This window comes from Tetzosporium hominis (assembly GCF_002265435.1).
Classification (GTDB): Bacteria; Bacillota; Bacilli; order Bacillales_A; family Planococcaceae; genus Chryseomicrobium; species Chryseomicrobium hominis.
The window spans coordinates 1-289 of the sequence record NZ_NOKQ01000144.1 but is presented as its reverse complement, the minus strand read 5'-3'; the positions used below and the strand labels follow the sequence as shown (position 1 = coordinate 289).

Below are 289 nucleotides of genomic sequence, written 5' to 3'. Positions count from 1 at the left end.
TTATATTTTGCAAGAGAAATTAGTATCAGGGAGATGGTTATATGACAACATATCGCATTGGAGTTTTAAATGGAGATGGAATTGGACCGGAAATTGTAAAAGCGACAACTTTGGTGCTGAAGGCCGCAACTCAAAAAGCAGATATGTCCCTGGATTTGGTTGATTTACCAATGGGGTGGGATGCGATAAAAAAATATAATGATCCAATGCCAGATGTAACCGTAAAAGAATTAAAGAAGTGTCATGGATGGATATTAGGCCCACATGATTCTGCTGCTTATCCAGAAGA

1 protein-coding gene is annotated in these 289 nt (G+C 38.4%); it reads left to right on the top strand.

Going from position 1 to position 289, the window contains the following annotated elements:
* Positions 1-41 precede the first annotated feature (41 nt).
* A partial coding sequence (locus CF394_RS03395) for an isocitrate/isopropylmalate family dehydrogenase (RefSeq protein WP_243370656.1) occupies positions 42-289 on the top strand: 248 nt, incomplete at its 3' end.